The organism is Paenibacillus curdlanolyticus YK9, from assembly GCF_000179615.1.
Taxonomy (GTDB): domain Bacteria; phylum Bacillota; class Bacilli; order Paenibacillales; family Paenibacillaceae; genus Paenibacillus_T; species Paenibacillus_T curdlanolyticus.
In genome coordinates this window covers 189,432-212,806 of record NZ_AEDD01000001.1, presented here as the reverse complement: position 1 = coordinate 212,806, position 23,375 = coordinate 189,432, and the positions used below count along the sequence as shown (strand labels likewise).

Here is a 23,375-nt window from a genome sequence, read left to right as displayed (position 1 = left end):
CCTCTCCCTCTCTTATCCGTTGCGATGGGATCGCAGCAGCTCAATCTCGTCCTCGGTTAGCTCGCGATATGCGCCAATCGGCAGCGTCTCATCCAAGTGCAGCGGCCCCATAGACAGCCTTTTTAAATAAATGACTTGTTTGCCAACCGCTTGGAACATCCGTTTGATCTGATGGAATTTGCCTTCTTGAATCGTTATCCGAATCAAGGAAACCCACCCGTCATCCGACTGCTCCGCTTGCTCCACCTCCAGCTCAGCCGGCATCGTCACGTAGCCATCATCCAGCTCAACGCCAGCAGCGAAGCGCTCGCGATCCGCTTGGCCAACCGGTTCCTCGCCTAATACGCGTGCGAAGTAGGTCTTAGGCACATGCTTGCGCGGAGACAGCAAATCATGCGCCAGCTGTCCGTCGTTGGTCAGCAGCAGCAGCCCCTCGGTATCTTTATCCAACCGGCCAACCGGGAAAGGCTGCAAGATGCGATCGTCAGCGTCGAGCAGATCGATCACTGTTTCATCGCGCGAGTCCTCCGTTGCGGAAACAACGCCCGGCGGCTTATGCAGCATGAGGTAAACGACATCCCGATAAACGACAAGCTCGCCGCTGAATGCCACCTGCTGCTCGTTTGGCTTAATCTGCAAACCGCTATCCTTCACAACACGGCCATCCACCGTCACCTTGCCTTGTTTGACGGCCTTTTTAATTTCGCTTCGCGTCCCGTACCCCATGTTGGCTAACAGCTTGTCCAATCGCATCCGTTTATCGGTAGCCGTCTGTTCCTTGCTCGCTCTTCCCATCTATACCCATCTCCATCCAGCCGGCAGCTCGTTTTTCAACATGCCGGTTGCATATTTGCCCCAGCCGAGCGGATATCCATCCACACAGACGAGCGTGTAGCCTTTAGCAGGCGTATCCGAATCAACTAAGGTCAATTGTTCGGGTTCCAAATGCAGCGTTTCGCCTTTCAAATATCGCAAAATCGACGGATCATTCGCTGATGCCTGCCAAACGCGATTCATCTCGCTCGCCTGCAAGCCCATCGCTAACGCTTGAGACGGCTCGAATCGATGCGTCCCCGCATCGCCCAAATACCAGCCGGCGCGCACCACGCGCAAGCCGTCTAACGACGGAAGCCCGCTAGGCTGCAAATAGACGCGCGCGCCGAATGCAACGATCGTGCCAGGCCAATTGTCCGCCCCAATCAAATGCTCGTCCGCGAATCCGCGCCAGGACGCAGCCGGATCAACGGGAGCAGCTGCTGGCGAGCCGCCTCGCCTGCCCTTACCTGCACCTGTTCGCGAAGCTGACGCCTCGCCCCGCTTGCCTGAGGCTCCGCCAGCTGCTCTTGCGCCATTGCTGCCGCTCGTCTTCCCACCGCGGCTTGCCTGCAATCTCGTATCCGCCTCTCGGCCATTGCGACCGCCCCGCTTGCCTCCGCTTTCACGGTGCTGCGGCGCTTCGGAAGCAGCGAGAATGGCGCCGCTTCCATTACGACCTGCTGTATCGTCTCTGCTCGCCATTGCCGCGGCAGCATCTGCCTTCTGGACAGCTTTCGTTGCACCGTCGACAATCTCCGCTGGGCGACGTCGTATAACGGCAGCAAAATGCCCCTCGCCATCCAGCAGATGCGGCCACAGCCGCACCATGCCGCAAGCTGCCCAGCCATCCGCCTCATCCTCTTTGGTTGCCGCTGCAGCATGCAGCTGCTGTTCGCCCTGCTGTGCGCCGTCTTCACGGTCAACGGCAGCCTGTCCCCATTCTGGCCGCCCTGACACGAACCCTGTCGCCAACCGAACAGGCACAGCTTCCAGCTCGTCGTCGGCAGCCAGAATGGCGGCGATCTGCGCTTCATTTTCTACAGGGGAGAATGTGCATGTGGAATAAACAAGTACGCCGCCAGGCGCCAGCATCGCTGCTGCATCGCGCAAAATATCTCGCTGCATCAACGAGCACCGCTCAACGGAATGCCGTTCCCAAGCGGCAATCATCGACTCGTCTTTCCTGAACATGCCCTCGCCCGAGCATGGCGCATCAACGAGAATGCGGTCGAACCATCCCGTGAAGGCGGGCACGAGCGAGGCTGGCTCTTCGTTTAATACGACCGCATTGCGAACGCCTGCCAGCTCGATATTTTTCGCCAGCGCCTTCGTTCGCTCTGCTGCGTTATCGTTGGAAACCAACATTCCCGCTCCCTGCAGTTTCGCCGCGATTTGCGTCGACTTGCCGCCAGGCGCAGCGCATAAGTCAAGCACGCGATGGCCTGGCTGGACATCCAGCAGCTCAACCGGCGCCATTGCGCTAGGCTCTTGAATATAATATAGCCCTGCATGGTAATAGGGATGCTTGCCAGGACGGTCTTCACCGTCATAGTAGCTGCCTGTGCCGCACCAAGGAATCGGCCGCAGCTGCCAAGGCGACAGCTTGGCCCATTGCTCTTGGCCTACCTTCAAGCTATTCGAACGAAGCCCGTACAGCCTCGGCGCATCATATGATGACATGAATTCGTCAAACTGCCCGTCAAGCAGCCGCTTCATCTGCTCAACGAACACCGTCGGCAAGTCGTATTTCATCTTTCCGTCCTCCTGCTAGTCAGAACAAAAACCGGGCTGACCGCTAGGTCGCCCGGCCTTCCTCTCTATTGCTGCGCGCCTCGTTTGGCTTTTACAATCGACTGCTCAAGCTCATCCGACAGCTGCTTTAACCCGAACACATCCTCCTGCTCCCACAGCTCATTGAACTTAAGCTGAAACTGTGCAGCTTCACGGAACCGGTGGTAAAAGTATAGATGCTGAATGCCTGTCAACACGCGGGAAACGACGTTCGACTTCTCTTCGAAACCGCGCTGGGCATCCAATATTTCCGCTCGAATGCTCGACATCTCCGTATCGAGCAGCGAAGCAGCCTCCGCTGCTTTTTTCAACCGCTGCCGCACGTCCTCTGGCAAGCTTTCTTTATATTTGTAGTTCAAGGAATGCTCGATCGTCGCCCAGAAGTTCATCGCCAGCGTCCGAATTTGAATTTCGGCCAGCACCTTCTTCAGCCCGAGCGCCGTTTGAACCGGATACTCCACAATCATATGATAGCTGCGGTAGCCGCTGTCCTTGAAGTTTGTAATATAATCCTTCTCGTATACGAGCGTCAGGTCCTGACGAGAACGAATAAGTCCCGCTACGCGATGAATATCATCGACGAATTGGCACATAATGCGTATACCCGCAATATCCTCAATCCCATACTCTAGCTTATCCGGCGGCACTTGAAGCCGTTTGGCCTTCTCCATCACGCTGGATATTTTTTTGACACGGCCGGTGACGAATTCAATCGGAGCATACGCTTCACGCATTTTGAGTTCCGACCGCATCGTCTTCAGCTTGACCTTTAATTCCTCAACAGCTTGCTCATAGGGCTGCAAAAATAAATTCCAATCTCTTCCGTCCATCCGGCCGCCTCCTGTTCCGATTAGTGATGGCTGGAGCCTACCGCTTCCTTCACGCTTCGATATCCGTCCCGTCTAAGCCGTTCCTTCAATCCGTCGGTCAGTTCACGGAACACCTCGGGTCCTTTATAAATAAGCGCAGTGTAGATTTCGACTAAACTCGCACCTGCGCGAATTTTATCGTATGCGTCATCCGCTGTAAAAATGCCTCCGGAGCCAATAATAGGCAGCTTCCCGCCCGTTTGGCGATAAATAGCCGAGATTACCTCCGTCGAACGGTCACGCAGCGGCTTGCCGCTCATGCCGCCCATCTCTCGGGCGTTCGCGTGGGTCAGCCCTTCGCGCGAGAGTGTCGTGTTCGTCGCAATGATGCCAGCAATGCCGCTGGACGCGATCGTATCCACGGTATATGCCAGCTGCTCATCGGTCATATCCGGCGCAATTTTGACCAGCGCAGGCTTCACCTGCTGTCCGCGCTTCGCAGCTTGTGCAGCCATCTCCTCCGTAACCGTCGCAAGCAGAAGACGCAGCTCATCGCCATGCTGGAGCGCCCGCAGGTCCGGCGTGTTCGGTGAGCTGATATTAACGACGAAGAAATCGCCGTGATCGTACAAGGTTTGAATGCAGCTGCGGTAATCTTCGTGAGCCAGCTCATTCGGCGTTGTCTTGTTCTTGCCAATGTTGACCGCCAAAGGCACCGTACGCTTGCGGCGCTTGCTCAGCTTGTCCGCCATCGCTTGCGCGCCTTCATTGTTAAAGCCCATGCGATTAATGAGCGCTTCGTCAGGCGGAAGCCTGAACAGGCGCGGCAGGTCGTTGCCCGCTTGTCCCTTCGGCGTTACGGTCCCTACCTCCATGAAAGCAAGGCCTACGCTCGAGAAGCTGTCCGTTGCCGCTCCATTCTTATCGAGCCCCGCAGCCAGTCCAACCGGGTGGGCGAATGACATGCCCAGCAAATCGATCGCCAGCTCAGGAGCGGCGCCTACACCGTACAGCGAGCGAAGCATCGCAGTTGCGCCTGGAATGCGCCCAGCGGCTGATAGCCCTCCGATTGTGAGGTGATGGGCTCGCTCCGCATCCAATTTGAACATCAACGGTTTGAGCATTTTCGTATACAGCAAAGGTGTTCACTCCGTTCTCTATAGTACATACACGTTAATTCTCTACCCTTCAGTGTAGCCGTTTCTAGAGGAAAAGAAAAGAGCCGTCCCTTCCAGAACCGGCTCATCTATGCTTATCATCGAGATTGCCAGCGAGATAGTCCTTATTGCAGCGTTTCACGTAAACGGTTACAATACAGATATTCGCAGTTTCCTACTTCCCCATAGAAAGGGTGATCGCCATGAGCGCACCGAAACGTAAAGCGCCTACGATGAAAGCCAAGCAGGTCGAGACGGTAAACAAACGGGCTCTAGTTTGGATTGGTTCTATTGTAGGCATTATTATTGTCGGCATGGCCCTTCTGCTAATTCTTACATAATCATGCGTTAATCCAACCATGCATACACACCGCGGGGGTTCGTCTCGTCCTGCTTCGGATCCAGCCGGAATCGGCTGTCAGGTACCGAAACATCGTCGGGCAGCCCTCCTTTTTGTATTGTCACACGCGTGCCTAGCGGCACTAGATCATAAAGCTCCTCGACATCCTCCCGGCTCATCCGTATGCATCCGAGCGACTCGTCGCCTCCCAAGCTCTGCGGCTCATCCGTCCCGTGAATCGCATAACGCGTATTCGACAATGTCATGCCCCGGCTGCCGAATGGCCCATCTGACCTTCCGTTCGGGTTCTCAACCTTTTCACTAATGTTGAATTCGCCCTCCGGCGTTCTCCCGCCCCCGAGACCAATCTTGTACGATCTTACGAGCACATCTCCGCTTACAACTGCAAGCCGATGCACACTTTTGTCCACGATAATGCGAAGCGGCTCATTCGACAGAGACAGCTTCGACTGATCGCCGCTGCTCGTTCCTTGCCCGTTCTTCGAGCCGTTCCCTTGGCCCTGCGAGGCTCCCGTTCCTCCGCCAGCTCCTTGCTTCCCATCGCTGCCGGATTGTTTCTGCTCGTCCTTCGCATCCTCCAACACTTGGTTAAACATCGCTTTCATTAACGGCGTATCCCCTGAGATCATGTTGTTAGGGTAAGGCTTCGTGAGGTCGTCAAGCGAAGAAGGCCAACGACCCGACCGCGCAAAATAGTGCCGAATTCCGCTGCCAAGCGTCCAGCGCTGCTCCTGCTCTTGGCTCCATTCGGCATACGCCGCATAAGCGCTCGTTGCATCCGCAGGTTCGCAATCGCATAAGCGCGACTCGTACCAGCTCATTTTGACTACGCCCCCGGCAGGCAGCCGTTGCACGGCAAATAATAGCGCGGTATTTCCATTCCAGTTACGCCAGCCGTCCAGTGGCTGCAGCCGCGCAGTTATGCCCAGTGCTGCCCGCCGCTCGCCAACCGATAGCTGATGCATAGCTTCGCCCAGCTCCCCCGCTTCCTTCGATTGTACGAATACGACGCCTACTGCTGCTGCGTCCATCGGGCGAGCATGCGGCTCTTGGCTGTCCTCATCCGAGAATTTCCCTATCGGCCACGCAACGACAAGAAACAGCAACAGCGCCGCAACGGTTGCGGTGCGATACCATAATCGACGAATGCGAGCCTTGCGAAGCCACGCTATCGCATGTGCCGCCTGCGCTTGGATTTGAGCCTGCGCTTCATCTACGGGGTTCAGCCTCTGCTCGAACGCCTCATAGACATGTCCAGCCTGCATAAAACAGTAATTCGCTTTTGCTGCTTTGCCTTGGTCCTCGTATTGCTTGCCAAGCAAATACCATGCCATTTGATTATCGGGATGCTTCTTTACATATTGCTTCAAATGCTCCGCATGCCGGATCGGCTCCATACATGGCTCACCTCCATAACACATCACGCATGTTCGTTATCCTTTATATCGGATCGTAATGGGCAAACGATGATTCCTGCGGGCAAGCTGGACATATAAAAAAGCCCTGTCCGCGTAACGGACAAGGCTTGAGGTGTCAGTATGCAATTAAGCGTTGAACGGCTCATCAGCAATCTTGATGGAATCTGTCGGGCAGCCGTCAGCTGCATCTTGCAGGTCGTCGAACAGGTCTTCCGGAATTTCTTTGGTACCCGTGTTGCCGTCTGCTTGATAAATCGTCTCCGCGAGACCTTCATCGTCGTAATCATAGATGTCAGGAGCAGTAGCTCCGCATGCGCCACATGCGATGCACGTATCTTTATCTACCCAAGTAAATTTCCCCATGATAAACCCTCCTATATAAATTGCAGTAAACTAGCATTATATGATAATGCATGATGTATGTGCGAATTCAAAAGAATTCTTTACTCATCACTATATATCATATGCTCGTCAGTTTGCAAGGATGTCCCTCTAATTCGTTTATTCCGAATTAAGGCAGATGGATCGTCTCCAATCATCCCGGCTGTCAGCACGGCGCTCTCTCCAAACCTGTCGCGAAGCGCGTCCATCGCGCGCGTCAACGCCTCCTTGCGCGGCTGCTCCTCATAATTGAAAAGATCCAGCTGCACCGCTGTGTCCACCTTCCGCGACAGCTGCTGCAGCGTAACGCCTAGCAGCCGTACCGGCTCATGCTCAATCCAGTTCGCATCGAATAGCCGGCATGCTTCTCTATAGAAGATATCCGCCGTCTCGGTCGGCACCTCCAAGGTCGAGGAACGTTGAATCGTCGTCATATCCGGCCTGCGGATCGTAACTTGGACGACCTTCGCCATCATTTGCTGCCGACGAAGCCGCCGGCCTGTCTGGTCTGCCAGATTCAGCAGCACGCGATGCGCATCCTCCCGCTTCGTCAGGTCGGCAGGCAGCGTTGTCGTATGGCCGATCGACTTATTCCGCTCCCGCCCCTCCTTCACCGGAGAATCGTCATGACCGTGCGCAGCCGCCTTCATCCAATGCCCATAAACGCCGAATTGGCGAACGAGCAAGGATTCCTCTGTCGCAGCCAATTGGCCGATCGTCATAATGTTCAGCTTGCGAAGCTTGTCCGCCGTCTTCCGGCCGATGCCGAACAACGTATCGCACGGCTTATTCCACAATAGGGCAGGCACATCGCGGATTCGGAGCACCGTGAGCCCATTCGGCTTTTGCATGTCGGATGCCATCTTCGCCAGCAGTTTGTTGGGCGCTACGCCTACTGAACATGGGAGCGACCATTCCGTTCGGATGCGTTGCTGAATCTCATGGGCGATATCGAGCGGAGAACCGAATTGTTTCGACCCTGTAATATCCAAATAACACTCGTCTATCGACGTCGCTTCAACGAGTGGCGTATATTGGTTCGCAATCGCCATAAAACCGCGCGAGTACTGCCGATACAATTCAAAATCAGGGCGAATGAGCATCAACTCCGGACAAAGCCGCATCGCCTGCTTTACCGTCATGCCCGTACGTACCCCTTTACGCCTGGCAGCATAGGAGCAAGTAACGATAATGCCTTTGCGCAGCTCGACGCTGCCCGCCACAGCCGTCGGCTGACCGGCATATTGATGCGGATCCTCTGCCTCATGCACCGAGCAATAGAAAGCATTCATATCCAAGTGTAGGATGACCCGGCCCTTTGCCGGATAATACCGATCATTTTGTTCCAATTTATCGCCTCTTTTGCGCATTACACCTTGATTTCCCGTCCATTACCTATCCTCTCCAGAATACCCTCTTCATCTTCAGGGGGTCAACGGGAACATAACCTAAAAAAAATAGCGCTTCCTCTCTACTTTCCGTTGCACAAGTGTTATAATAGGAAATTATGACTTGAGAAAGAACGTTTTTCGGAACGGAAACTGAAGGAGGGACGTCCCGGCCATGACGAATGTCATCTCGATTTTTGACACTACGCTGCGCGACGGCACACAAGGTGAAGGGATTAGCCTGTCGGCGGAAGACAAACTTAAAATTGCTCTGAAACTTGACGCATTGGGCGTTCATTATATTGAAGGCGGCAATCCCGGAAGCAACGGCAAAGATATTGAATTTTTCCAACGCGCCAAATCAATCGGATTGAATGCTAAGCTTACCGCATTTGGCAGCACTCGCCGCAAAAACAGCATCGCAGAGCATGACTCCAGCCTCGTGCGTATCGTGGAATCTGGCGTGCCTGCTGCGACGCTCGTCGGCAAATCGTGGGATTTCCACGTTCACACCGCGCTGCAAACAACGCTGGAAGAGAATATCGCGATGATCTATGATTCCATCGCTTTCTTGAAGCATAACGGAATCGAAGCGATGTTCGACGCCGAGCATTTCTTCGACGGCTACAAGAACAATCCGGAATACGCATTGTCCGTGTTAAAACGCGCCCAAGAGGCTGGTGCGGATTGGCTCGTCCTATGTGATACGAACGGCGGCACTTTGCCTGGCGAGATCCATGAGATCGTTTCCAGAATCCGTTCGGAATTAAGCACGCCAATCGGCATTCACACTCATAATGATTGCGAGTTGGCTGTTGCGAACGCTCTGGCAGCTATTCAGGCAGGCGCACGACAGGTGCAGGGCACGATTAACGGCTATGGCGAACGATGCGGCAACGCGAACCTGTGCTCCATCATTCCAAACCTGCAGCTAAAAATGGGCTATTCTTGCGTGAGCACGCAGCAGCTCCAAGCATTAACGGGCACTGCTCGTTATGTGAGCGAAATCGCAAACGTCCACATGCCTGTTGGACAACCTTATGTGGGCAATGCAGCATTCGCGCATAAGGGCGGCATCCATGTATCGGCTATTATGAAGGATTCCAAAACATACGAGCATATTGTGCCTGAGCTTGTCGGCAATAAGCAGCGCATTCTCGTGTCTGAGCTTGCAGGACAAAGCAATATCATCTCCAAAGCGCAAGAGCTCGGACTGGACGTCAATGCAAACACCGAGAAGACGAAGGACATAATGAACCGGATCAAGGATCTCGAGCATCAAGGCTATCAATTCGAAGGCGCAGATGCATCGCTTGAGCTGCTGCTTCGCGAAGCTTATGGCCAGACGACCGAATTGTTCAAAGTCGAATCGTTCAAGATGCTCGTCGATAAATCGAACGGCCACATGCTGTCCGAAGCCATTGTCAAGCTCACGGTTGACGATCAGACCGTATACACGGCTGCCGAAGGCAATGGACCGGTTAATGCGATGGACAACGCCCTTCGCAAAGCGCTCGTTCAGTTCTATCCAGAGATTAACAATATCCACTTATCCGACTACAAAGTGCGTGTTATCGACGAGAAAGACGCTACCGCTGCCAAAGTGCGCGTGCTTATTGAATCGTCTAATTTCGAGAACACGTGGAGTACCGTCGGCGTTTCCAGCAACGTCATCGAAGCAAGCTGGGAAGCGCTCGTCGACAGCATTCGTTATGCACTGCTTGGCATGTCGAAGATCGAATCGGTCGGTTATGAATCGCATGAGCGTCTCGGCCTTGTGAATCACTAATCGCTTGAATCAAAAAAGGCTGCACGCGTCTTCTAGACGGTGCAGCCTTTTATGATGAGAAGGCCGTCAGCCCAATTAGCCGTGATTCCGGTCTCCGCCGTACGTTTTTACAATCCGTTCAATATCAGCCAATGTGACAACCCCGTTAATTCGCTCTAGTATTTTCCCGTTGCGGTCAAGCACGAAAGAGGTAGGAAATTCGTTCACCTTATATTGATTCGTCGCATCCCCCTTACGGTCCAGGACAATGGGAAAGGTCAGCTTCTGCTCGACTACAAAATTTCTAGCGTCCCGCTCGCGATCATTCTTCGTCGAGTTTATGCCTAGAAACGACATCTGGTCACCATATTTCTCAAAAGCCTCTTGCAGCTCCGGCGCCTCCAGCTCACATGGACCGCACCAAGCTGCCCAAAAATTAACGAAACGCAGCTGCTGGCCGATACCGCCCACCTGAACGTTGACGCCCTTCAAGTCCGGCAGCTCCACCACTGGCGCATCGAATCCCGCCTTCGGCTTTATCTCGGCGGATGTTGATGCCGATTCGTCTTTATTTTGCGTATACTGCGTAACCATTACGACAACAAGCGCCGCAACAACAAGCGCAACGAATATCATTTTCCGATTCATTCTACCGTCCATTCCTTCCCTGACAATGCTTCCTTCATGTTACCACGCAGGCGCGACAGTGCTCAAGCGATCAGCCAAACGAACCTGCTCCTTCGCCCCGCAGTTTCATCAATATGACACATTCCGCTTATCCTCTAGTGTATCCGGTATGGAAAGTGCGTTATACTGGAATTCGTTACTCATTACGAGTGGTCAGGAGACTAGACGATGCGCAACTCTTCACCAGATGTATTGATGCTTACCCGCGAAGCTTACAGCAGCTTGCTTGATCACGGCCAGACCTGCTTACCGAACGAGGCATGCGGACTGCTTGTCTATTCGCAACAACCTAGATTGGATAGCTCTCCCGATTCAACGGCAACGCACGCACTCATCGTCGATACGATCGTGCCAATCCCCAATGCGCATCCTCATCCGCTACATGCCTTCGCGTTTGAACCGCAAGCCTGGACAGCCGCCTTATATCGCCTGATGCAAACGAAGCAAACGCTAGTCGGATATTATCACAGCCATCCGACGACGACAGCCATTCCTTCAGCTGCAGATGCCAGCGGACTGCCGATCGGCAGCGATCCCGTCATGCTGATTGTGTCATTCGCTGCAGCAACAGCGGAATTAAATGCATATCGTCACATCTCCTTCTCGCATACTTGGGAGTCCCTAGCCTTAGCGCTCGTCCCGCCAAGTTTGCAGCCTAAATAAACAGCCCAAGAGCTATGCTCCCGGGCTGTTGTTATTTACTTAAATAGGCATACAAGTCATCTAAGGTTACGATGTTGCGCTCTTGAATTTTTTTCAAATAGGCCATCCATAGCTTAGCAGTCATTATGGAATCCTTGAGCGCGTGATGCCGGTCAGCGATTGGGATATTGGCGCTCTCCAGCAGTTCATCCAGACCGTAACCGTCCGGACGCTTCGGCTCCAGCCATTTGGCCACCATCATCGTATCCAGCAATCGATGCGTCAGATTAACCTTGGACGTTCGCCAAAGCGCTGCATTCAAAAACTGTTTGTCATGTCCGCTGCCATGCGCAAGCAGTATGCGCCTTCCGACAAACTCCATAAAATCATGCAGCACCTGCATCAAATCAGGCGCACCTTCCACCATCTCATTCGTAATGCCCGTCAACTGGGTGATATGCATTGGAATTCGGCGTTTTGGGTTGACTAGACTATAGAAGGAAACATCCTCGAATATTTCATCTCCCTTGACGAGCACAGCGCCAAACGAAATGATTTCATCTCCATTGTATGGATAAAACCCTGTCGTTTCGAGATCGAACACGATGATTTCCAGCTCCCGCAGCGGAATATCTAATGTAGATTTTTTACGCTGCTCCTTTGCCATCGATCGAATGAACGCCATCTGCTGAGCATTCTGAGAGCCGAGCATGGATGCGATTGCCGGAGTGATCCCGCCCATTTTATACAGATGCCACATCCGCCCGGCGCCCTTCTGTTCTTTCATCGCCTGTTCCCCTCCGAATTACCTGAACTTGCCTGAGGTATGCTTAAAAACGCGCCGCTGCAGCTTTTTGCCGACTTTGAGGCCGCTCTTCAGTTCTTCGATCCATTCTTTGGACAGCTTGCCGACAGCCAACATTCCATTGTTGGTGTACAAACCATTTTCATGCTTCTCGGTCGTCATCAAACGCAGCCGCAAAAATAATCGAAACGCATTCGTAATCGATTCCGCTTCCTCTGATGAGATCACGCCTGCCGCAAGAAGCGCCTGTATCCGACCGATCGTCTTCGTTTCACGGACCCCTTGCAAAATAGCCATAAGCCGAACAGCGTTCACCATCGGAATATAGGCACCGTATTTCAGGTCCAAACTGCCCGCATCTTCGCCATACTGCTCTTTCAGCAGCTGGCCGAACACGCCGAGCAGCACCTTATGGCGCATCGTATTCTCTAGCATACGGGTCGTGATAATCGGATGATTGCGCACATCATTAAAAAATATATCCTTCAATTGTTCGGACAGCGCATACTCCCCATACACGCAGCGTCCGTCTGCTACGATGAGCAAATAGCGCACCGCTTCCCACGCCGGCTCCTCAAACCACCCATTGATCTGTTCTCGCCATTGGCTTAGCGGCATCCCCCAGGAAGGGTTATCGCTCAATACGTTCCCCTCGCAGCGAGGGAATCCTAGCAATTCCAATTGAATGACAATCTGCTTCGACAATTCGGTAAAATAGCGCCTGCCAGCCTCCGCCTGCTCCAACGATTCGATATCTGCATACACGAGGCCGCTATCTTGATCGCTTGATAGAGTCTGCTCTTGTCTTCCTCCGCTTCCGAACAGCAAATATGCATAAGGCACGGGAGGAGAACCCATCCCCATCCGTGCCAAATGTGCTTCTGCGAGGCTTATTGCGCGTTTAATGATTGCATCATAAGCCTCGTTCAGCTCGTTATAAAACTGTTCGACCGGTAGATCAGACCGTATCGCTTCCATACGATCGTTAACATGATCCCGCAGGCTGCGCAGCGCGCTTTCGTCGACGGCAGATCCGATCGACTTCAAGAGCTGCACCGCTTCCGGATCGCTCATGCCCCGTCCTCTCCCCTCGGTCAATATGCCTGCAATATCCAGCTAAGCTTGAATATTGTTTGCTTTTTTCATTTGCTCTGGGTAACCATACGTACCGTGCTCGCTCAAGTCGAGACCGATAATTTCTTGCTCTTCCGTTACGCGAAGACCCATGACAAGTTTCATGACACCGAGGATAATGAACGAAATGACGAGAACATAAGCACCTGATACGACTACGGATTCGAATTGAACCCACAGCTGATGCCAGCTGCCCGTATCGATCAGTCCGCCTTGGCCTACGCCAACTTTTTCCGCCAGATCCTTCGTAGCGAAAATACCGTTAGCGAGTGTCCCCCATACACCTGCCGCACCGTGAACCGACAGCGCGAAGATTGGATCGTCGATGCGAAGCTTTTCGAACAATTTAGCGCTAAAGAATACAAGCACGCCAGCCACCAAACCGATGACGACTGCTGCCCACGGATCTACGAATGCACAAGATGCCGTGATTGCAACCAAGCCCGCCAGTGCGCCGTTAAGCGTCGTCGTAATGTCTGCTTTACCCGTAATTGCCCACGAGATGAGCAATGCTGCAACCGTACCTGCGCCAGCACCTAACATTGTATTGAATGCTACGAAGCCGAAGAAGCCATCGCCTACACCCAATGCACTGCCCGCATTGAAGCCGAACCAGCCTACCCACAGCAAGAGCACGGATAATGCGCTGAATACTTGGTTATGACCGAGAATTTCATTGGAGGAGCCGTCTTTATTGAATTTGCCGATACGAGGCTTAAGCAGGATCGTAGCTGCCATAGCAGCCAAAGCGCCCGTCAAGTGAACAACCGTCGAGCCTGCATAGTCTTGCGCGCCGTCTTGCGCCAACCAACCGCCGCCCCAAATCCAGTGCGCTACGACCGGGTACACAAAGATGGAGAACAATACCGTGAATACGAGGTAAACGGAAAGCTTAGCACGTTCTGCGAAACCGCCCCAAGCAATGGACAACGAGATTGTTGCGAATGCGAGCTGGAACAGGAAGAACGTCGTGATCGGGTAGCTGTCGCCCTCGCCGCCTGCTACCGTTGGATCGAAGAAGAAGTCGCCCCATCCAATGAATTTCTTCAATCCCGCGCTAATTTCATCGCTACCGTTGAAGATGCCGTAACCGAACGCCCAATAAATTAATGTACAAAGACCAACTGTAAATATCGTTTTGCCGGCAACGTGGCCTGCATTTTTCATTCGAGTTGAACCTGTTTCTAATAGAATGAATCCGCCTTGCATCAAAAGTACCAGTATGAATGACACCAAGATCCATACCGAGTTCAGACCCATATTAAGCATTGCGGTGGATGGTCCTTCATCCGCTGCAAATGCCATTGCCGGGAACAGCATTAGCAATGCCCCTACAGAAAGCAATAATTTCTTGACCACAACGACCACTCCCTTAATGTTATGTTTCCTAACACTACGCGAAAGACTTAATGTCATTATAGTAAGGATCTTCACATTTGACAATACGTTTTTTTCAAAATTGCTTACATCCCGTAACATTCGTAACCCTCCGCATGCCAAATGTTAAGTTTTGTGACAGATTCAAAGGAACTAAGGTGTACAAATGACACCAACTCTTCTTAAAACCAGTCTTTTGTCCACCCCTCTGCCTGTATGGCTTTACTTTCGTAAACTGCAAGATGTTCATGTGGCAGGATTGTTACGTCTTTTTAACGATATCCGCAACAAAAAGCATGACGTTTGACTGTATGGTTCTTTACCCGTTATCATAAAATAAAGAGTGCGAATGCGAGAGAAAGAAGGTGCGAACGTGGTTGAGAAATCGTTATACCGTATAGGTGAACTAGCGAAGAAGGCTAACGTCAGCCCGAGAACAATTGACTACTATACTTCTTTGGGACTAATTGAACCTGAACGTCGTTCCGACAAAAATTACCGCCTATATTGCGACGAAACATTAGTAAGGCTGAAACGTATTGAACAAATGAAGGCGGAGAAATATTCGCTGGATGAAATTAAGCGCGAGCTTCGAGATTGGAATAAGGTAACATCTGAAGAGGAGGTATCGCAAAAGCTCAGTGAACTGCAGCATCAGCTCGTCAAGCTGGAGCGAGAGGTAAAGGAGCTAGAGCCTGTTCTTAATCAATTGAAGCCTAGACAAGCGAATCGTCTCTACACGCGGATCATTCCACAGACCGCCGCCTGCGTCGAAGCGCTCATGCTTCTAATGAACAAAAGCAATCTGATGTAACACCACGTATATATGCGGAGGGATACCCATGATGCTATTTTTCCATCCTATGGATTTCTTGATTCTCATTGCATTCGGCATATCGGTTTGGGCCCAATTTCGCGTGCGTGGCACGTTTAACCGTTGGTCTCAAGTCCATGCGGCCAGCGGGATGACAGGCTACGACGCCGCCCGGCGCATGCTGGATGCTAACGGACTGCACAACATCCCGATCGAGCCGGTACAAGGTTCGCTGTCCGACCACTATGATCCTATTCACCGTGTCGTCCGCTTATCCGAGCCCGTTTATTATGAAAGCTCGATTTCAGCCATCTCAGTAGCATGCCATGAAGTCGGCCATGCGATTCAGCACGCGAACCATTACCCAATGCTCGAGCTTCGGCACCGGATCTTCCCAGTCGTCAACTTTGCATCCGGCTTCGCCCCGTTCTTGCTGCTGGCAGGCTTCTTATTCCATTGGACAGGATTGATCGGCGTCGGCATTATCTTCTTCTCAGTCGCGGTAGCTTTCCAGCTTATTACGCTACCCGTCGAGTTTAATGCCAGCAACAGAGCACGGGATCTCATGGTCTCGGAAGGCTTCATTCGCAATGACGAGGAACGAGGAGTCGCCAAGGTGTTGAATGCCGCTGCCTTAACTTACGTAGCAGCAGCGCTCATTTCGTTATTGGAGCTCATTAAATATATTATGATCTACACCTCGTCCAATAACGACGATTAATGGATTACTTGATCCTAGAACAACAATAACCCTCCGGAATGATTTCCGGAGGGTTATTGTTTCATTAATGATTGTCTTGAAGCGTGTTATTGAAATAATCGATCAAGAAGGCTTGGAACACTTTAGCTACCAAAGGCAGCTTCTCATTGCTTCGGCGAATCAATCCGATCGTACGTGTGACACTCGGCGTTCGTATCCTCACTTTAGCTGGCTGTAGAGGGCCTGTTTGGCGCAATGCCATGTCAGGAAGCAGACTCACACCCATACCCGCCGCAACGAGGCCGCGAATCGTATCTGTCTCTTCCCCTTCAAACCCTACCTTAGGCACAAATCCCGCCTCTAAGCATGCTTCCCATACAATCGGACGCAAGGAGTACCCTTCGCTGAACATCACGAACGTCTCGTCCTTCAGCTCCGCAAGATCGATTTCCTCTTTGCCTGCAAGCGGGTGGCTGGGCGGAAGAATTGCTAGTAGATGCTCCGTCAGCAGCACCTCGCCGCATACCGACTGATGATCATCCGGGAAAGGAGAGATAAACGCCAAATCAATGTCCCCTTGCACCATATCCCGCAGCAGCGTCGGGAACATGCCCTGCTTGAATCGAAACTTCACCTTTGGATGCTGTTTGCGGAAAGCAGCAACCACCTGCGGCACAAGCGACATCCCCAGACTATGCGGGAAACCTAATCGAATCTCTCCACGCTCTGGATCCATAAACTCATGGATTTCAATTACCGCTTTCTCCAGGTCGCTGAGAATTACCTCCGCGCGCTTCAAGAAGAGCTGCCCTGCAGGGGTAAGCTGCAGATTTCGGCCCTTTTGCAAAAACAGCTTTACCCCAAGCTCCTCTTCCAATTGGTGGATTTGTCGGCTGACGGCCGACTGCGCGACATGCAGCTCTTCCGCTGCTTGCGTAACGTGTTCTTTCTTAGCTACTTTCACGAAGTAGTGAAGCTGGCGTAGTTCCATGTTTAGTCGTGAATTCTCTCCTTCCATTATTCTGCACGCAAAGCTTGCGCCTTATCGACGCAGCTGCTTCCGTTCGAACCATCCATACAGGACAAAACCTGCAATTCCGCCCCCGACATGCGCCCAAATATTGATTGTAGGCACCAAGAACGAGTAGATCAAACCAAAGATCAGAATGCTGTAAACCGTTTTGCGCGAGCCCTCATCGAGCCTATGCTTGCCGAACACACTCAAGAACAGGAAGGCGCCATACACGCCGTAAATCGCTCCTGACGCTCCGACAGACAGCACCTCGCCGTGATGAAACAGCGCGCTAAACAAATTCCCGACGACGCCCGTTACAATAAAAAACAAGCCGTAACGCACGTGTCCAAGCAACCGTTCCAGCGGCGGAGCAAATATGATCAAAGAGATCAAATTATAAAACAGATGCATGAACCCCGCATGCAAAAAAATAGCTGTCACATAGCGCCAAGGCTCATCAAGCCCGAACGGATCATCCTCCGTTTGAAGAAACGCACCGAACCGATACAAGGTATATCCATCTTCAGAGCCGCCATTGAGCATCGTAATGATAAACATCACAATATTAATAGCGACAATGAGCGCTGTGACTGGATACATACGCAAATAACCACGGAAGGTTTCATAACGTAAAAATATCATTCAATATCCCCTTTGGCGCGAATTGGACAAGCCGGAATCAAAAGGATTATAATGATTGGTGGTATCCACCATTTTCCCTAAGGAGGACGTTTTCATATGACACAAGAACGCAACGGCGTTGCCGCATTTAAAGGTAATCCAATCACACTCGTTGGTCCTGCTCTCCAAGTTGGCGATCAAGCGCCAGACTTCCAACTGAACAAAAACCTGCTTGAAGTAGTTTCCCTTAAGGACTATGCCGGCAAAATCAAGCTTATCAGTGTCGTTCCTTCGATTGATACTGGGGTATGCGATGCGCAGACTCGCCGTTTCAATGAAGAAGCAAGCAGCTTGGGCGAGAATGTTGTTATCCTCACCATTAGCGTAGATACGCCATTCGCTCAAGCACGCTGGTGCGGAGCTGCAGGCGTCGATCGTGTCGTCCTGCTGTCCGACTTCAAAGCGCACAGCTTCGGCGAAGCTTACGGCGTATACATCAAAGAGTTCGGCTTGGATATGCGTTCGATCTTCGTCCTCGACAGCAACGACAAAGTGCAATACGTTGAGTACCTGAGCGAGATGACGGAGCACCCGAACTACGAGCAAGCGATTGCTGCGGTTAAAGCGCTTCTATAATTAGCTTATCGCATAAACAAAGCGAGTGAAGGAGCTTCCTTCCTCGCTTTTTATTTGGATCGATATGACCGTAAATGGCTGTTAGCTGTTCGTTGTCTTGTAGGAAGACAGCTTCTTGTCCAAAATCCGGTATAAATCGACTATTACGCGGTAGTTAGAGCCTAGGTCCCCAAGCGAACCACGTGATGCAGAATAGATATCAACCGCGCTATTAAGCGGGTTAATCCCGATGACGGATACGGTAATATCCATCGTACGTCCTGTCATCGTACGCTTCTCCAGGACAATCTCCCCTACAGAAGGCACTTCATGAATGATCTTATACCCTTGGATTTTCTTAAGTGTAGATATTACCTCGTCCCAAGCTTTTTCCTTAGACAGCTTGTAATAATGGGATTTCAACAACGGATCCTTTGCCTTGTCCCCTGTTTGTTCATGACTGCGCAGCAATCCGATCAAGGTCCGCTTCAACAACTAGATCTCCCCCTCCGACTTCTATAAACACTAATCACTATCATACCATGATTATACCTCATCCGACAATTTTAACCCGTCCTATGCAAAAATCCCGGTCCAAGTAGGACCGGGATTGTTTGATTGCAGAAACCCGCGAATGCCGTCCGACTCACATGTTTCTGAACCCGCTCTCGCAGGTGGGGGTCCGCAGGAATGGGTTTGAGATCCCTACATGAGGGCATGTCAGCTGCATTCCGATATAGGTCTCCCGTGAAACAGCCATTGGTTCAAAACAACGAAGAGCCGTTACGTACATCGCAGGATGTATCGTTATTATAGACCGTTCTTCATCAAAAGTAAACGTACAGCCATACGTTATTTTTTACCGGTCACGATATCCGAAGTCTCGTCTTCTGATTCGTCATTCGATGCTTGTTCAGCCTCGGCAGCTGCCAGCTTCTCGGCCTGCGCCTGCATCTTTTGATAAATCAGATTAAAGTTCCAATACGATAAAAACGCGATTACGCTGCCCGTAAAGAACGGGAACAGGAACGTGAATTTCCAGCTGGCCATCAGCACCACAATCGCCATCGCAAGCGTGCCAATGGAACGGAATGGACGACCAATTGTAATTAACACGGCATTTTTAAGGAGCTGGAACGTCTTCATATGATAATGGACCAGCATCGAGAAGAAGTTAAACAACGAAACGATAAGAATAAACAAAAAGCCGATGAAAAGGAAGGAAATGAGCTGCATGCTCGGCTCCGAACGATATACCGTCAAGTCAACAACCATTATCGCAAAGAGCACTGCGTACAAAAGTCCGCCCAGCATGCTTTGCAGGAAGTTTTCCTTGTACCCGCGGAAGAAGGTTTTAAACAATGGGACGTCAACCTCACCCATCACCCACTTGCGAGCAACCGTGAACATCGCAGCAGTCGCCGGGAAGAGCGTAAATGGCGAAACCGCAATTGCTACATACAGCATGCCGATCGTAGAGCCCTGCTCTGACGTTGGCAAAAACAATGCCGAAAATACGAAGAACCAGAACGGTATCGAACATATTGCCCACAGCACGTTTGTAACCGAAAGACGCATGATCCACTCAGAGATTTTGTAGAATCCCCCCATGATGCCTCTCATTTCCATGTGATTTCCTCCAGTATCGCTGTATCAGCCTGTCCAGCAATAGCGAAAGCGGTGCCATTTACCAACAGCCTGATAGAGCATCATGTATGGGTATAATAAGAAACCGGGGGCCGGCTACGCCAGCGGCGCAGCTCGTTCCCCCGGTCAGAGTCACTTATTTGTTTACGAAGTCCTCGGACGACGAATATTTGCGACGGGAATCGCCGCCACGATCCGAACGACCTTCGCTGGAACGGTTCTCGCTTGGACGGCTGTCGCTGCGGCCTTTGTAGCCTTCGCCGCGATTATTGTTATAACCGCCGCGTCCGCTGCCGTATCCACCGCGATTGCCTTCACTGCTACGGTTGCTGCTGCCGCCGCGGTATCCGCCGCCGCCGCCGCCATTGCCGCCGCTTCCACCGCTACGTCCGCCACCATACGAGGAGCCCGTATAACGACGACCGCTCGTACGCACGTCAGGACGACGCTTCTTCGCACGAATCGGATCTTCCGGAGTCAGCTCAATGTTGACATCCTTCTTCTCGCCTGTCAGAAGCTTGATTGCTGCTGCAAGGAGATTAACGGAATCATATTGCTCCAGCAAGTGGATCGCGATTCCTTTGTATTCTTGGTTGCCTTCGTTTTGCACAATATCGATCAGGCGTTCTGCCGTTACGCGTTGCTTTCCTTCGATTGCTTCTGCAATGCTAGGAAGCGGTTTACGCGTAATTTTGTGGCGGGTAACCTTTTCGATGAAGTGCAGGTGATCCGTCTCGCGAGGCGTTACGAACGACCAAGCCGTACCTTCTTTACCAGCACGACCCGTACGGCCGATACGGTGAACGTAGCTCTCTGGATCTTGCGGCAAGTCAAAGTTGATTACGTGCGTTACGCCGGAAACGTCCAAGCCGCGTGCAGCTACGTCCGTTGCAACGAGAACATCAATGCTGCCGTCACGGAATTTACGCATCACGTTGTCACGTTGGTTCTGCGACAGGTCGCCATGCAGGCCGTCTGCAGAGTATCCGCGTTTTTGGAGCGCTTCGCTCAGCTCGTCAACCCGGCGCTTCGTACGACCGAAAATAATAGCGAGCTCTGGCGATTCCATGTCGATCAAACGGCTAAGCGCTTCGAACTTCTGACGCTCATGCACTTCGATATACGCTTGATCAATCAGCGGAGCGCTAACTTGCTTAGGGATAACCGAAACATGTTCCGGATTATTGAGGAACGTTTGAGCAAGACGTTGAATGTTCGGAGGCATTGTAGCCGAGAACAGCATCGTCTGGCGCTCAGCAGGCACCATGCTAAGAATCGAAGTAATATCTTCCATGAAGCCCATGTCCAGCATTTCATCCGCTTCGTCCAGGATTACGGTCTGAACATCAGCAAGCTTGATCGTTTTACGGTTGATATGGTCGAGCAAACGACCAGGCGTACCGATAATGATCTGTGGGTGTTTCTTCAATGCGCGAATCTGACGGCCAATTTCTTGACCTCCGTAAATTGGCAAGGAACGGAGACCCTTGTAACGCGTCAATTTCCCAATCTCTTCGGCTACCTGAATCGCAAGTTCACGCGTCGGCGTCATAATGAGCGCGACGATACGATCTTCGGTTACCGGGATTTTGTTAATAAGTGGAATACCAAACGCAGCAGTTTTACCTGTACCTGTTTGCGCTTGGCCGATAAGGTCGCTGCCGGTCAACGCAATAGGAATCGATTTGGACTGGATTGGGGTTGCTTCCTCAAATCCAAGCTCCGTAATGGCCTGAAGCACTTTGGGCTCCAGTCCGAATTCAGCAAATGTTTTCAAACTTCTTCATACTCCTTCTATCTTCAGCCTACTTAAAAATATCCAGTTCATTATAACACATCTTGAACGTTGAATACCAGCAAGCGAAGCGCAGAAGCATTAGCGAAAGCCTTTTAAATATTGCCCTGCTCGATTAGTCACGAATCAAGATTGGCGTAATGGCGGGCTCTAACGCGGGTCGCTCGACTTGAAATCCAAGCTGCTTGGAGACAAAAATTAGCGGAATTTGAAGCCGATTCTTAATCAGCTTTATCGGTGATTGCGCTTCCATTTTCCGCTCATCGCGCGCAGCATCCGATTTTCCCATCGTCATCTTAAGCACGTTACTGCCTTTCGAAACAGTTAACGTCTTTGTTTGAACATCCCATTCCAAATTAGCTTTCAATGCCACGCTCGCTTCCTTAGCCGGTACGAATATGTCCCCATCAGCAGCTATTCTCGTCGAAAATAGTACGTCCTTCCCATTCACCTGAACAGGAACCGCTCGCACTTTGCCGTCTTCCATTATCACGTAGGTTCGAACCTGGCTTTCGAGCAGCTCATTCATCGAGTCGACATTCTGATCGGTTATGCGATAAGCGGAATCATTCCGTCCCACCGCTTCAGCAATCGCTGAATTTACCTCCTCCCGGTGATGAGATAAATCCTTATACTGATCCAAATCGAACGTCCATCGACTCTCGCCTTGAAAATCGTAGACCCAAGCATTAGGCAGCTTACTCAACTGCTCGAACATCCACTTCCGCATGTAGATTTGGTTTTCAAACCTGACCGGATTTGTTTCCTGCCAGACGACATGCCGCAATATCGAATAAGGAGGGTAATAAAAGCGAAACTGGACTTCGGGATGAGCTTTGACCACGGACAGCACGTATTTGACGAAAGCCTGCTGCACATCCGCGAGAGGAGCTTCATTCGTGCCATAGTACGCTTCCTGCTGCCGCGCCTTACGGTAATCAGCCAGAACCTCTTTACGGTCGAAAGTCACCCAGCGGTTCCAGTTGTCCAATCGCTCCAGATCCCCTCCTTCTCCCTTCACGACTAGCTTCATAATGCCATGTCCAAGCTGCTCATACGGCGTGATGCTAAACCAATATTTATAATCGTTCCAGTAGCTGTCGTCGTACATATACGATGGGAAACGATCCTCCGCCTCGTCTTGCCCTATCCGCAGAGCAAAATAATCGATGCCCCACAGCACCGTTTTGACTTGGTCTGTCGCTAATGCCAGATTCGCCGTGTCATATTGTTCCGGAATCGTAGAACCGCGAATCGACAGTTTCATCGCCTTACCGCCAAGAGCTTGGCCGACGATGGATGGCAAAAAATTTTCAGTCATCGAAGTACCCAGAATAATCGTATCGTAATCATAATGACGAGCGAGCCCCGCGTTCTGGTAACGTTCCTCTGAGGAGTACACAGGCGGATACCATGATTTATGGTAAAGCTGCAGCGGATCAATTGCCCATGAGAGGAGTACCGCGAGTGCTCCGAACACTACTGCGAACGCGCCAGCAGCGGCAACCATTCGTTTGGCCGTTTTCCTTGCGGCATGCCGACGAAGGCGAGCCGGCGCTTGCTGAGAACCCGCCGTCGAGCGGGTCTTCTGTGAGGCAGGCATATGGGTAGACAAGACCGAAGCACCTCCTAAT

Annotated in this window: 23 protein-coding genes and 1 other RNA gene; 6 read left to right on the top strand and 18 right to left on the bottom strand. The window is 51.7% G+C overall.

The window, feature by feature from the left end; translation table 11 throughout:
- Window positions 1-12 precede the first annotated feature (12 nt).
- The 4 genes from PAECUDRAFT_RS00935 to PAECUDRAFT_RS00920 form a co-directional block, all read right to left on the bottom strand.
- Entirely contained in the window at window positions 13-795 is a 783-nt protein-coding gene (locus PAECUDRAFT_RS00935) for a pseudouridine synthase (protein ID WP_006036208.1), read from the bottom strand.
- A complete protein-coding gene (locus PAECUDRAFT_RS00930) occupies window positions 796-2,568 on the bottom strand; it encodes an RsmB/NOP family class I SAM-dependent RNA methyltransferase (protein ID WP_006036207.1) in 1,773 nt (590 codons plus the stop codon).
- A gap of 65 nt (window positions 2,569-2,633) precedes the next feature.
- A complete protein-coding gene (locus PAECUDRAFT_RS00925) occupies window positions 2,634-3,437 on the bottom strand; it encodes a GTP pyrophosphokinase (RefSeq protein ID WP_006036206.1) in 804 nt (267 codons plus the stop codon).
- A 20-nt stretch (window positions 3,438-3,457) separates the two neighbouring features.
- Window positions 3,458-4,555, bottom strand: a complete 1,098-nt coding sequence (locus PAECUDRAFT_RS00920; protein ID WP_006036205.1) for a quinone-dependent dihydroorotate dehydrogenase — start codon at window positions 4,553-4,555, stop codon at window positions 3,458-3,460.
- A gap of 221 nt (window positions 4,556-4,776) precedes the next feature.
- Here PAECUDRAFT_RS00920 and PAECUDRAFT_RS25850 point away from each other — a divergent pair, with 221 nt between their 5' ends.
- Window positions 4,777-4,914 carry a hypothetical protein gene (locus PAECUDRAFT_RS25850; protein ID WP_006036204.1) on the top strand — a complete coding sequence of 46 codons (138 nt, stop codon included), beginning with the start codon at window positions 4,777-4,779 and terminating at the stop codon, window positions 4,912-4,914.
- A 7-nt stretch (window positions 4,915-4,921) separates the two neighbouring features.
- Here the strand turns inward: PAECUDRAFT_RS25850 and PAECUDRAFT_RS00915 are convergent, their stop codons facing one another.
- From PAECUDRAFT_RS00915 to PAECUDRAFT_RS00905, 3 genes are all read right to left on the bottom strand, one after another.
- Window positions 4,922-6,331 (bottom strand): L,D-transpeptidase family protein, encoded by a 1,410-nt coding sequence (locus tag PAECUDRAFT_RS00915; RefSeq protein ID WP_006036203.1) that lies wholly within the window; start codon window positions 6,329-6,331, stop codon window positions 4,922-4,924.
- A 147-nt stretch (window positions 6,332-6,478) separates the two neighbouring features.
- Complete coding sequence (locus tag PAECUDRAFT_RS00910; protein ID WP_006036202.1) at window positions 6,479-6,715, bottom strand: ferredoxin; 237 nt, start codon at window positions 6,713-6,715, stop codon at window positions 6,479-6,481.
- A gap of 80 nt (window positions 6,716-6,795) precedes the next feature.
- On the bottom strand, window positions 6,796-8,103 hold the full coding sequence (locus PAECUDRAFT_RS00905) for a DNA polymerase IV (RefSeq protein WP_006036201.1): 1,308 nt from the start codon (window positions 8,101-8,103) through the stop codon (window positions 6,796-6,798).
- Window positions 8,104-8,296: 193 nt separating this feature from the next.
- On the opposite strand from PAECUDRAFT_RS00905, the gene cimA reads away from it, so the two are divergent.
- A complete protein-coding gene (gene cimA, locus PAECUDRAFT_RS00900; protein ID WP_006036200.1) occupies window positions 8,297-9,910 on the top strand; it encodes a citramalate synthase in 1,614 nt (537 codons plus the stop codon).
- 75 nt (window positions 9,911-9,985) lie between these two features.
- Here the strand turns inward: cimA and PAECUDRAFT_RS00895 are convergent, their stop codons facing one another.
- Complete coding sequence (locus tag PAECUDRAFT_RS00895; RefSeq protein WP_006036199.1) at window positions 9,986-10,537, bottom strand: TlpA family protein disulfide reductase; 552 nt, start codon at window positions 10,535-10,537, stop codon at window positions 9,986-9,988.
- A 207-nt stretch (window positions 10,538-10,744) separates the two neighbouring features.
- Between PAECUDRAFT_RS00895 and PAECUDRAFT_RS00890 the strand changes: the two genes are divergently transcribed.
- Complete coding sequence (locus PAECUDRAFT_RS00890) at window positions 10,745-11,239, top strand: M67 family metallopeptidase (RefSeq protein WP_006036198.1); 495 nt, start codon at window positions 10,745-10,747, stop codon at window positions 11,237-11,239.
- Window positions 11,240-11,270: 31 nt separating this feature from the next.
- Here the strand turns inward: PAECUDRAFT_RS00890 and PAECUDRAFT_RS00885 are convergent, their stop codons facing one another.
- Genes PAECUDRAFT_RS00885 through PAECUDRAFT_RS00875 form a run of 3 tightly spaced genes read right to left on the bottom strand, consistent with a single transcriptional unit; the run spans window position 11,271 to window position 14,516 of the window.
- Window positions 11,271-12,005: a 3'-5' exonuclease gene (locus PAECUDRAFT_RS00885; RefSeq protein WP_006036197.1), complete on the bottom strand. Its 735-nt coding sequence runs from the start codon at window positions 12,003-12,005 to the stop codon at window positions 11,271-11,273.
- 18 nt (window positions 12,006-12,023) lie between these two features.
- Window positions 12,024-13,097 carry a DUF294 nucleotidyltransferase-like domain-containing protein gene (locus PAECUDRAFT_RS00880; protein ID WP_006036196.1) on the bottom strand — a complete coding sequence of 358 codons (1,074 nt, stop codon included), beginning with the start codon at window positions 13,095-13,097 and terminating at the stop codon, window positions 12,024-12,026.
- A gap of 42 nt (window positions 13,098-13,139) precedes the next feature.
- On the bottom strand, window positions 13,140-14,516 hold the full coding sequence (locus PAECUDRAFT_RS00875) for an ammonium transporter (protein ID WP_040710566.1): 1,377 nt from the start codon (window positions 14,514-14,516) through the stop codon (window positions 13,140-13,142).
- A gap of 367 nt (window positions 14,517-14,883) precedes the next feature.
- On the opposite strand from PAECUDRAFT_RS00875, the gene PAECUDRAFT_RS00870 reads away from it, so the two are divergent.
- Both PAECUDRAFT_RS00870 and PAECUDRAFT_RS00865 read left to right on the top strand, forming a co-directional pair.
- Window positions 14,884-15,348: a MerR family transcriptional regulator gene (locus PAECUDRAFT_RS00870; protein WP_050794241.1), complete on the top strand. Its 465-nt coding sequence runs from the start codon at window positions 14,884-14,886 to the stop codon at window positions 15,346-15,348.
- Window positions 15,349-15,379: 31 nt separating this feature from the next.
- Entirely contained in the window at window positions 15,380-16,069 is a 690-nt protein-coding gene (locus PAECUDRAFT_RS00865; RefSeq protein ID WP_040711213.1) for a zinc metallopeptidase, read from the top strand.
- A 64-nt stretch (window positions 16,070-16,133) separates the two neighbouring features.
- Here PAECUDRAFT_RS00865 and PAECUDRAFT_RS00860 read toward each other — a convergent pair whose 3' ends face one another.
- The gene (locus tag PAECUDRAFT_RS00860; protein ID WP_006036192.1) at window positions 16,134-17,039 is read right to left on the bottom strand and encodes a LysR family transcriptional regulator; all 906 of its coding nucleotides are present in this window, start codon (window positions 17,037-17,039) and stop codon (window positions 16,134-16,136) included.
- Between the two features lie 51 nt (window positions 17,040-17,090).
- Window positions 17,091-17,705, bottom strand: a complete 615-nt coding sequence (locus PAECUDRAFT_RS00855; RefSeq protein ID WP_006036191.1) for a rhomboid family intramembrane serine protease — start codon at window positions 17,703-17,705, stop codon at window positions 17,091-17,093.
- 96 nt (window positions 17,706-17,801) lie between these two features.
- Between PAECUDRAFT_RS00855 and tpx the strand changes: the two genes are divergently transcribed.
- On the top strand, window positions 17,802-18,320 hold the full coding sequence (tpx, locus tag PAECUDRAFT_RS00850) for a thiol peroxidase (protein ID WP_006036190.1): 519 nt from the start codon (window positions 17,802-17,804) through the stop codon (window positions 18,318-18,320).
- A gap of 81 nt (window positions 18,321-18,401) precedes the next feature.
- On the opposite strand, the gene PAECUDRAFT_RS00845 is transcribed toward tpx, so the two are convergent.
- The 5 genes from PAECUDRAFT_RS00845 to PAECUDRAFT_RS00830 all read right to left on the bottom strand — a co-directional run bounded on the left by PAECUDRAFT_RS00845 (window position 18,402) and on the right by PAECUDRAFT_RS00830 (window position 23,356).
- Window positions 18,402-18,794, bottom strand: coding sequence for a DUF1499 domain-containing protein (locus PAECUDRAFT_RS00845; RefSeq protein WP_006036189.1), 393 nt, complete (start codon window positions 18,792-18,794; stop codon window positions 18,402-18,404).
- A gap of 126 nt (window positions 18,795-18,920) precedes the next feature.
- A non-coding RNA gene (gene ssrS, locus PAECUDRAFT_RS25125) (6S RNA) lies at window positions 18,921-19,103 on the bottom strand.
- 48 nt (window positions 19,104-19,151) lie between these two features.
- Window positions 19,152-19,928, bottom strand: coding sequence for a YesL family protein (locus PAECUDRAFT_RS00840; protein WP_006036188.1), 777 nt, complete (start codon window positions 19,926-19,928; stop codon window positions 19,152-19,154).
- A 154-nt stretch (window positions 19,929-20,082) separates the two neighbouring features.
- A complete protein-coding gene (locus PAECUDRAFT_RS00835) occupies window positions 20,083-21,723 on the bottom strand; it encodes a DEAD/DEAH box helicase (RefSeq protein WP_006036187.1) in 1,641 nt (546 codons plus the stop codon).
- A 133-nt stretch (window positions 21,724-21,856) separates the two neighbouring features.
- A complete protein-coding gene (locus PAECUDRAFT_RS00830; protein WP_006036186.1) occupies window positions 21,857-23,356 on the bottom strand; it encodes a copper amine oxidase N-terminal domain-containing protein in 1,500 nt (499 codons plus the stop codon).
- Window positions 23,357-23,375 lie beyond the last annotated feature (19 nt).

Coding starts and splice junctions, on each gene's coding strand:
- PAECUDRAFT_RS00935 (WP_006036208.1), bottom strand. CDS start 795: ATGGGAAGAGCGAGCAAGGAACAGACGGCTACCGATAAACGGATGCGA.
- PAECUDRAFT_RS00930 (WP_006036207.1), bottom strand. CDS start 2,568: ATGAAATACGACTTGCCGACGGTGTTCGTTGAGCAGATGAAGCGGCTG.
- PAECUDRAFT_RS00925 (WP_006036206.1), bottom strand. CDS start 3,437: ATGGACGGAAGAGATTGGAATTTATTTTTGCAGCCCTATGAGCAAGCT.
- PAECUDRAFT_RS25850 (WP_006036204.1), top strand. CDS start 4,777: ATGAGCGCACCGAAACGTAAAGCGCCTACGATGAAAGCCAAGCAGGTC.
- PAECUDRAFT_RS00915 (WP_006036203.1), bottom strand. CDS start 6,331: ATGGAGCCGATCCGGCATGCGGAGCATTTGAAGCAATATGTAAAGAAG.
- PAECUDRAFT_RS00910 (WP_006036202.1), bottom strand. CDS start 6,715: ATGGGGAAATTTACTTGGGTAGATAAAGATACGTGCATCGCATGTGGC.
- PAECUDRAFT_RS00905 (WP_006036201.1), bottom strand. CDS start 8,103: ATGCGCAAAAGAGGCGATAAATTGGAACAAAATGATCGGTATTATCCG.
- cimA (WP_006036200.1), top strand. CDS start 8,297: ATGACGAATGTCATCTCGATTTTTGACACTACGCTGCGCGACGGCACA.
- PAECUDRAFT_RS00895 (WP_006036199.1), bottom strand. CDS start 10,537: ATGAATCGGAAAATGATATTCGTTGCGCTTGTTGTTGCGGCGCTTGTT.
- PAECUDRAFT_RS00890 (WP_006036198.1), top strand. CDS start 10,745: ATGCGCAACTCTTCACCAGATGTATTGATGCTTACCCGCGAAGCTTAC.
- PAECUDRAFT_RS00885 (WP_006036197.1), bottom strand. CDS start 12,005: ATGAAAGAACAGAAGGGCGCCGGGCGGATGTGGCATCTGTATAAAATG.
- PAECUDRAFT_RS00880 (WP_006036196.1), bottom strand. CDS start 13,097: ATGAGCGATCCGGAAGCGGTGCAGCTCTTGAAGTCGATCGGATCTGCC.
- PAECUDRAFT_RS00870 (WP_050794241.1), top strand. CDS start 14,884: ATGCGAGAGAAAGAAGGTGCGAACGTGGTTGAGAAATCGTTATACCGT.
- PAECUDRAFT_RS00865 (WP_040711213.1), top strand. CDS start 15,380: ATGCTATTTTTCCATCCTATGGATTTCTTGATTCTCATTGCATTCGGC.
- PAECUDRAFT_RS00860 (WP_006036192.1), bottom strand. CDS start 17,039: ATGGAACTACGCCAGCTTCACTACTTCGTGAAAGTAGCTAAGAAAGAA.
- PAECUDRAFT_RS00855 (WP_006036191.1), bottom strand. CDS start 17,705: ATGATATTTTTACGTTATGAAACCTTCCGTGGTTATTTGCGTATGTAT.
- tpx (WP_006036190.1), top strand. CDS start 17,802: ATGACACAAGAACGCAACGGCGTTGCCGCATTTAAAGGTAATCCAATC.
- PAECUDRAFT_RS00840 (WP_006036188.1), bottom strand. CDS start 19,928: ATGGAAATGAGAGGCATCATGGGGGGATTCTACAAAATCTCTGAGTGG.